The 8,083-nt window shown below is 70.6% G+C and carries 8 protein-coding genes; 4 read left to right on the forward strand and 4 right to left on the reverse strand.

Annotated features, from left to right (window positions below; genetic code table 11):
- Positions 1-28: 28 nt before the first annotated feature.
- The 4 genes from dmpG to VGR06_RS02125 are packed head-to-tail and all read right to left on the reverse strand — an operon-like array spanning position 29 to position 4,331.
- A complete protein-coding gene (gene dmpG, locus VGR06_RS02110) occupies positions 29-1,069 on the reverse strand; it encodes a 4-hydroxy-2-oxovalerate aldolase (protein ID WP_327557205.1) in 1,041 nt (346 codons plus the stop codon).
- Entirely contained in the window at positions 1,047-1,961 is a 915-nt protein-coding gene (locus VGR06_RS02115; RefSeq protein WP_327557206.1) for an acetaldehyde dehydrogenase (acetylating), read from the reverse strand. Before VGR06_RS02115 ends, dmpG begins: the two co-directional genes overlap by 23 nt.
- Complete coding sequence (locus VGR06_RS02120) at positions 1,958-2,746, reverse strand: 2-keto-4-pentenoate hydratase (protein WP_327557207.1); 789 nt, start codon at positions 2,744-2,746, stop codon at positions 1,958-1,960. The genes VGR06_RS02115 and VGR06_RS02120 overlap by 4 nt, the downstream gene beginning before the upstream one ends.
- Positions 2,733-4,331: an FAD-binding protein gene (locus VGR06_RS02125; protein WP_327557208.1), complete on the reverse strand. Its 1,599-nt coding sequence runs from the start codon at positions 4,329-4,331 to the stop codon at positions 2,733-2,735. The genes VGR06_RS02120 and VGR06_RS02125 overlap by 14 nt, the downstream gene beginning before the upstream one ends.
- A 71-nt stretch (positions 4,332-4,402) precedes the next feature.
- On the opposite strand from VGR06_RS02125, the gene kstD reads away from it, so the two are divergent.
- The 4 genes from kstD to VGR06_RS02145 form a co-directional block, all read left to right on the forward strand.
- Entirely contained in the window at positions 4,403-6,064 is a 1,662-nt protein-coding gene (gene kstD / locus VGR06_RS02130; RefSeq protein ID WP_327557209.1) for a 3-oxosteroid 1-dehydrogenase, read from the forward strand.
- Complete coding sequence (locus VGR06_RS02135; RefSeq protein ID WP_327557210.1) at positions 6,061-7,203, forward strand: Rieske 2Fe-2S domain-containing protein; 1,143 nt, start codon at positions 6,061-6,063, stop codon at positions 7,201-7,203. The genes kstD and VGR06_RS02135 overlap by 4 nt, the downstream gene beginning before the upstream one ends.
- On the forward strand, positions 7,203-7,511 hold the full coding sequence (locus VGR06_RS02140; RefSeq protein ID WP_327557211.1) for a hypothetical protein: 309 nt from the start codon (positions 7,203-7,205) through the stop codon (positions 7,509-7,511). The genes VGR06_RS02135 and VGR06_RS02140 overlap by 1 nt, the downstream gene beginning before the upstream one ends.
- A gap of 197 nt (positions 7,512-7,708) precedes the next feature.
- Positions 7,709-8,083: FAD-binding oxidoreductase (locus VGR06_RS02145; RefSeq protein ID WP_327557212.1), on the forward strand; the 375-nt coding region annotated here is incomplete at its 3' end.

Here is an 8,083-nt window from a genome sequence, read left to right on the forward strand (position 1 = left end):
AGCCGGCTGCCGCGAGGACAGCGATGAATCAGGCTCTCGTGGCCTCGCGCTGGAGTTCCAGGGCGATGTCGATCAGTTGGTCCTCCTGTCCGCCGACCAGCTTTCGCTGTCCGGCGCGGACGAGGATCTGGGCTCCGGAGACGTTGTAGCGCTCGGCTTGGGTGTAAGCGTGGCGGAGGAAGCTCGAGTACACGCCGGCATAGCCCATGACCAGGGCCATCCGATCCAGTAGGCACTCCTGGGGCATTGCTGGGCGGACGACGTCCTCGGCGGCGTCGACGATCTTGAAGAAGTCGACGCCGGTTCGGATGCCCAACTTGTCGCAGACGCCGACGAACGCCTCTACGGGGGTGTTGCCGGCGCCGGCGCCGAAGCGGCGGGTGGAGCCGTCGATCTGGACGGCGCCGGCTCGGGCGGCGGCGATGGAGTTGGCGACGCCGAGGCCGAGGTTTTCGTGGCCGTGGAAGCCTACTTGGGCGTCGGGGCCCAACTCGGCGACGAGGGCGGAGACCCGATCGGAGACCTGCTCGAGGACGAGGGCGCCGGCGGAGTCCACTATGTACACGCACTGGCAGCCGGCGTCGGCCATGATGCGGGCTTGGCGGGCGAGTACTTCCGGGGGTTGGGAGTGGGACATCATGAGGAAGCCGACGGTTTCCAGGCCGCGGGAGCGGGCCAGGCCGAAGTGTTGGATCGAGATGTCGGCTTCGGTGCAGTGGGTGGCGATGCGGCAGAGGGAGGCGCCGTTGTCGGCGGCGATGAGGATGTCGTCTTTGACGCCGACGCCGGGGAGCATGAGGAAGGCGATCCGCGCCTGGCGGGCGGTGTTGGCGGCGATGGAGATCAGGTCTTGTTCGGGGGTGTGGCTGAAGCCGTAGGTGAACGAGGAGCCGCCGAGGCCGTCGCCGTGGGCCACCTCGATCACCGGGACGCCGGCGCCGTCGATGGCGGCGACCATGGCGCGGGTCTCGTCCACCGTGAACTGGTGGCGTTTGTGGTGGGAGCCGTCGCGCAGGGACGTGTCGGTGACCCGCACGTCCAGGGAATCAGAGAATGTCTTGGGCAGCAACGGAAACCCTCCCGTCCAACGTTGCGAACGCCTCGCCGGCACGAACCGCCGCGGCGGTCATGATGTCGAGGTTTCCGGAGTACGGCGGCAGGAAGTCGCCGGCGCCTTCGACCTCGAGGAACACCGCCACCCGCGCGAGGCCACCGGTCGCGGGGCCGGGCGGGTCGAACTGGGGTTCGGAGAGGAGCCGGTAGCCGGGCACGTAAGCGGCCACGTCGGCGACCATCCGGGTGATCGACTCTGCCACGGCGTCAACGTCGGCGTCGGGCGGCACGGCGCAGAACACGGTGTCGCGCATGATCATGGGCGGCTCGGCCGGGTTGAGCACGATGATCGCCTTGCCGCGCCGGGCGCCGCCGATCGTCTCGACGCCGCGGGCCGTGGTCCGGGTGAACTCGTCGATGTTGGCGCGGGTCCCGGGACCGGCCGACGCCGAGGACACCGTGGCGACGATCTCCGCGTAGCTGACCGGGACCACCCGGGACACCGCGTGCACGATCGGGATCGTGGCCTGGCCGCCGCAGGTGATCAGGTTGACGTTGGGCGCGCCGGCGTGCGCACCGAGGTTCACCGGCGGGACGACGGCGGGCCCGACCGCGGCCGGGGTGAGGTCGATCGCGCGGATGCCGGCCTCGGCGTAGCGTGGCGCGTTCTCCCGGTGCACGTACGCCGACGTGGCCTCGAACACCAGGTCCGGCAACGGGTCCTGGGCGAGCAGCCAGTCCACACCGTCCACAGTGGTCGCCAACCCTGACGACGCCGCGCGGCGGAGGCCCTCGCTGGCCGGGTCGATTCCGACCATCCAGAGCGGCTTGATCACCGGTGAGCGCAGCAGCTTGTACATCAGGTCGGTCCCGATGTTCCCGGAGCCCACGATCGCCGCGGTCTTCACGATGCACTTCCGTTGAACGACAAGGCCACGTCTCCCAATCCTGTGAACGACGCCCGGAACTCGTCCCCGGGCCGTGCGTCGATGGCCCGGGTGCACGAACCGGGCAGCACGATGTGGCCTGCCCGCAGCCGAACCCCGAACCCGGCCACCGTGCGCGCCAGCCACGCCACCGCGATCACCGGGTTCCCCAGCACCGCGTCCGACCGGCCGGCCGCGACGAGATCCCCGTTGCGCGTCAGCGTCGCGTCGATGCCGCAGATGTCCACATCGGACGGCCGCACTCGCGCAGCGCCGAGCACGAAACCGGCCGAGGAAGCGTTGTCCGCGATCGTGTCGGCCAGGCTGATCCGCCAGTCCACGATCCGGCTGTCGATCAGCTCGATCGCCGGCGCCAGCGCCTCCGTGCGGTCCAGTACGTCGGCCTCGGTGCAGCCCTCCCCCGGCAGGTCGTCGCCGAGCACGAAGCCGACCTCCACCTCTACCCGCGGGTAGCAGTACCGGCCCGCGTCCACCGGAACGTCCGAAGACAGCCGCATCTCCGACAGCAGGTGGCCGTAGTCCGGCTCGTCCACCCCCATCATCTGCTGCATGGCCAAGGACGACAGCCCGACCTTGTGCCCCACCACGGGTCCGGGGCGCCGTCGGATGTTCTCCAGCTGGATCTCGTAGGCGTCCGTGGCGTCCAGCGCCGGGTACGCCGCGATCAACGGATCGATCGGCGCCCGGTCCCGCTCCGCCTCCCGAAGCCAACCCGCAACCTCGGAACGCTGCTCAGCCGTGAGCATCCCGCACCTCCTCAAAGTACACAGTGGACGCCCGGCCGGCCCGCCGCCCGGAGAACACACAGTCGGCCAGCGACAACCCGCTGACATAGGAGTTCGAGCAGATCCCGACGGCATTGCGCCCGGCCGCATAGAGCCCCGGCACCGCGCCACCCGACGCGGACAGCACCTGCCCGGTCCACTCGTCCACCACCAGACCGCCCAGCGTCAGCATCGGGCAGGGATAGGCGATCCGCGGCCGCGACGAGCAGTCGATCAACGAGAACGGCTCGGTCAAGCCATGAACCAGGGCGGGATCCTTGCCGAACTCGTCCGGCGACCCGGAGTTGTAGGACGCCACCGTCGCCGCCAACCCCGCCGCGTCGATCCCCGCCCGCTCGGCGACCTGCGGGAGCGGGCCGTCCACCCGCCCGACACCGAGCAGGTAGCGTGCCTGAAGCCGTTGGAACCACAGGGTTTCCGTCTTCAGCTGGCGCCGGGCCTCCCCCAGTACGGCCCGGTCGATCAGCAGCCAGGCCTTCCCGCCGTGCTCGGTGATCATGCGGTGGCCCAGCGCGGCACCGTAGCTCGACTCGTCGATGAACCGCTTTCCCGCCCGGTTGACCAGGATCCCGCCGAGCAGCGCGCTCGGCGGGTTGAGGAACCGCCACGCCGAGACGTTGCCCATCCGGTCAGCGACACCACCGACCTCGACCCCGAGCCGGATGCCGCTCCCGTCGTCCCCCAGCGTGCCGAGCGGCAGACCGCCCCGGAACGCCGGCGCGTGCTCCCGCATCATCGCGCGGTTGCCGATGAACCCGCCCGCCGCGAGCACCACACCGTGCCGTGCGAAAACCCGGTACGGCTGTCCGTACCGGCGCTCGAGAGCCTCGATCCGCCGGCCGAGCCGGCGACCCAGGGCGGGCGCGTACAGGCCGGGCTTCGTGGCGTACCCGTACAGCATCGCGTGCCGGCGCCGAACCCGGGCCGGTGCACCGGACAGGGTCAGGCACTCCACGCCGACCACCCGCCCGCCCTCGGTGACCAGCCGCGTCACACCGGTCTGGCCCCGCACCCGTGCACCCGCCCGCTCCGCCGCGCCCCGCAGTGCCGCGAACAGCACCCGGCCCGAGGTCCCCGGACCGTGCGCCCGGTGCCCACGCGGCGCCGGCTTCGCCAGATCCCGGAACGGCCAGGCGTTCTCGCTGCCCGAGTAGTAAAGGTAGAACTCGTTATTGGGATAGGAGGTCTTGTACGGGCACAGGCTCGCATCGAACGGCACGCCCTGCGCCGCCAGCCAGTCGATCATGCCGGCGCTCTCCGTGCAGAACCGCCGCAGTGTCGCCGCCGACACCACGTCGCCGACCTCCTGGCGCAGGTAGCCGACCATCGCCTCAGTCGTGTCCACCACCCCGGCCGCGGCCTGGATCGCCGTGCCACCGCCGGCATACACCACCCCGCCGGACACCGCGGTCGCGCCGCCGCCGGTGAACCGGTCGAGCACCAGCACATCCGCGCCGCGCCCGGCCGCCTCGATCGCCGCGCACGCGCCCGCCGAGCCGAAGCCGACCACGACCACGTCGGCCTGGTCATCCCAGGTGGCTGCCACGGTGCCCTCCTCGGTAGCGCTCGGCCCCACAAAACTATAACCTGTTCTAGTATGGATGCCAGGGAGGCACGATGACCAGCGCGGAACCAGAGTTCGACGTGGTCGTCGCCGGCAGCGGGGCGGCCGGCATGACCGCGGCGCTCACCGCGGCCCGCCACGGCCTGCGCGTCCTGCTGGTGGAGAAGGCGGCCACGTTCGGCGGCTCGACCGCCCGCTCCGGCGGCGGCGTCTGGGCGCCGAACAACGAGGTGCTGCGCGCCGCGGGCGTCCCGGACACGCCGGAGCAGGCCCGCGCCTACCTCGCGCACATCGTCGGCGACGCCGTCGACACCGAACGCCAGCGGGCCTTCCTGGACCACGCGCCCGAGGTGATCTCCTTCGTGCTGGCCAACACGCCACTGCGGTTCGGCTGGGTGCCGGACTACTCCGACTACTACCCGGAGGCACCCGGCGGGCAGCCACGAGGCCGCTCCATCGAGGCGCAACCCCTGGACGCCCGGGTGCTCGGCGCCGAGCGGGCCAACCTCAACCCGCCATACCTCAAGGCACCCACCGGAATGGCGGTCACCCAGGCCGACTACCGCTGGATGAACCTGATGGCCCGGCACCCCCGCGGCCTGCTGCGCACCGTCCGGGTCGCGAGTCGAAGGGCGATCTCCTTGCTGCGCCGGCGGGAGCTGCTCACGATGGGCCAGGCGCTGAGCGCGGGGCTCCGGGTGGGCCTGGCCGAGGCCGGCGTGCCGGTCTGGCTGAACACCCCGCTGCTGTCCCTGCACACCGCCGGCAACCGGGTGAGCTGGGTCGAGGTCTCCCGCGACGGCAAGCCGATCCTGGTGCGCGCCAAGCGCGGCGTGATCATCACCGCCGGCGGGTTCGAGCACAACGAGCGGATGCGCAAGGAATACCAGCGCGGTCCGATCGGTACCGAGTGGACGGTGGGTGCGCCGGAGAACACCGGGGACGGCATCGAGGCGGGCCTTCGGCTGGGTGCCGCGGTGGAGCTCATGGACGACGCCTGGTGGGGCCCGTCCATCGAACTGCCCCGGGGGCCGTACTTCTGCCTGGCCGAGCGCACGCTTCCCGGTTGCCTGCTGGTGAACCAGTCCGGACGGCGGTTCGTCAACGAGGCCGCGCCGTACGTGGACGCCGTGCACGCCATGTACGACAACCACACCGAGGCCGACCCGCACATCCCCGCCTGGCTGATCGCCGACCAGCGCTACCGCAACCGCTACGTGTTCGCCGGGCTCGGCCCCCGCCAGCCGTTCCCCGGCCGCTGGTACAAGCACGGCGCGGTGGTCAAGGCGCCGACGCTGGCCGAGCTGGCCGGCGCGATCAACGTCCCGGCCGCCAACCTGATGTCCACAGTAGACAAGTTCAATATGTTCGCCCGCAATGGAGTCGACGAGGACTTCCACCGCGGGGAGAGCGCCTACGACCGCTACTACGGCGATCCCCGCAACCGGCCCAACCCGTGCCTGGGCCCGGTGGACCGCGCGCCGTTCTACGCCATCCGGATCGTGCCGGGTGACCTCGGCACCAAGGGCGGCCTGCGCACCGACACCCGCGCCCGGGTGCTGCGCCCGGACGGCACCGTGATCGCCGGGCTCTACGCCGCCGGCAACGCGGCCGCGGCGGTGATGGGCCACACCTACGCCGGCCCCGGCGCGACCCTCGGCCCGGCCATGGTGTTCGGCTACCTGGCCGCCCTCGACCTGGGAGGAACCGCATGACGACCGGTGTACGCACGATCGACGTGGGCGCGCCGCCGACCCGGTTCGCCCGCGGCTGGCACTGCCTGGGTCTGGCCGACACCTACCGGGACGGCGAACCCCATGCGGTGGAGGCGTTCGGCACCAAGCTCGTCGTGTTCGCCACCGAGGACGGCACCCTCAACGTGCTCGACGCCTACTGCCGGCACATGGGCGGCGACCTCTCGCAGGGCACCGTCAAGGGCGACGCGATCGCCTGCCCATTCCACGACTGGCGCTGGAGCGGCTCCGGCAAATGCGCCGGAATCCCTTACGCCAAGCGCATTCCGCTGCGCGCCAGGACCCGGTCCTGGCTCACCCTGGAGCGCAACCAGCAGTTGTTCGTCTGGCACGACCCGCAGGGCAGCGAGCCCCCCAAGCACGTGGTGATCCCGGAGACCAAGGGCGCCTCGTCGGACGAGTGGAGCGACTGGACCTGGGACACCGTGCGGATCGACGGCTCCAACTGCCGCGAGATCATCGACAACATGGTCGACATGGCGCACTTCTACTACATCCACTTCGCCTTTCCGACCTTCTTCAAGAACGTCTTCGAGGGCCACATCGCCACCCAGTACCTCACCTCGCGGGCCCGTCCGGACATGAACGTCGGCTCCAGCTACAGCGTCGACGGCATGACACTGCGTTCCGAGGCCTCCTACTACGGTCCCTCCTACATGATCAACGACCTGTGGCAGGACTTCGGCGGCACCGTGATCGAGACCGTCCTGATCAACTGCCACTACCCGGTCAGCGCGGACTCCTTCGTGTTGCAGTGGGGTGTCAGCGTCAAGAAGCTCCCCGGCCTGCCGAAGGAGAAGGCGGACAAGGTGGCCGCCAAGCTGGCCAAGAGCTTCGGCGTGGGGTTCCTGCAGGACGTGGAGATCTGGCGGAACAAGACCCGCATCGACAACCCGCTGCTGTGCGAGGAGGACGGCCCGGTGTACCAGCTGCGCCGCTGGTACGAGCAGTTCTATGTGGACACCGAGGACGTCACCGAGGACATGACCAGCCGCTTCGAGTTCGAAGTGGACACTACCCGGGCGAACCAGGTGTGGGAGCGGGAGGTCGAGGAGAACCTGGCCCGCCGCAAGGCGACCGAGGAAGCCGGGGTGCCGTGATGCCGGCCTGGGCCAAGGCTCCGCGGACCGACCAGGCGGCCGGCACCCGCGCCGAGACCCACGAGTTCCTCACCGCGGGCCTGGTCCCCGTCGACTGCCACAGCTGCGCGAACCGCGTGCTGGTCAAGAAGACAAGCGCCGCCCACACCAGCGTGCAGTGGATCTCCAACCCGGTCACCAGCTGCCCCGAGTTCGCCGCCCGGGTCGCCGCCGGCGAGCTCACCGCCCGCATCGACACCTGCCCCAAGCTCCGCGCCAGCATCGAGCACGCCGTAGCCGAAGGCCTCGTCGAGGTCCCCGATGCCTGACCCGACCACCATGCCTCCCCGAACGCGTAACACGACTACGCCAAGCCGGGACATGCCTACGCAGACGCGGGACACGCCGGCCCGCCGCCAGGACCCCGGGCGTGTCCCGGCTTCAGGTAGCCGTGTCCCGCTTTCACGTAGGCGTGTCCCGCCTTCGGGTAGGCGTGTGACGTGCTCGCGTAGCTGGGGACGTTGCGATGGCTGACCCGGTCTCGTTCCGGCTCACGGTGGCCGAAGTGATCACAGAGACCTCCGAGGCCCGCACGCTCGTGTTCGAGCTGTCGGCCGAGCAGCGCGAGCACTTCGCCTACCGGCCCGGGCAGTTCCTCACCCTTCGGATTCCCAGTGAGCGCACGGGATCCGTGGCGCGCTGCTATTCCCTGTGCAGCTGCCCGCACACCGAATCGCAGCTCCGGGTGACCGTCAAGCGCACCCCGGACGGCTACGCCTCGAACTGGCTCTGCGACAACGTCAAGCCCGGCACCACGCTCGAAGCCCTCGCCCCGGCCGGCATCTTCACCCCGCGGTCCCTCGACGGCGACCTGCTGCTCCTCGCCGCCGGCAGCGGGATC

The organism is Actinophytocola sp., assembly GCF_036002505.1.
Taxonomy (GTDB): domain Bacteria; phylum Actinomycetota; class Actinomycetes; order Mycobacteriales; family Pseudonocardiaceae; genus DASYTH01.

Coding starts and splice junctions, on each gene's coding strand:
- VGR06_RS02120 (WP_327557207.1), bottom strand. CDS start 2,746: ATGCTCACGGCTGAGCAGCGTTCCGAGGTTGCGGGTTGGCTTCGGGAG.
- kstD (WP_327557209.1), top strand. CDS start 4,403: ATGACCAGCGCGGAACCAGAGTTCGACGTGGTCGTCGCCGGCAGCGGG.
- VGR06_RS02135 (WP_327557210.1), top strand. CDS start 6,061: ATGACGACCGGTGTACGCACGATCGACGTGGGCGCGCCGCCGACCCGG.
- VGR06_RS02140 (WP_327557211.1), top strand. CDS start 7,203: ATGCCGGCCTGGGCCAAGGCTCCGCGGACCGACCAGGCGGCCGGCACC.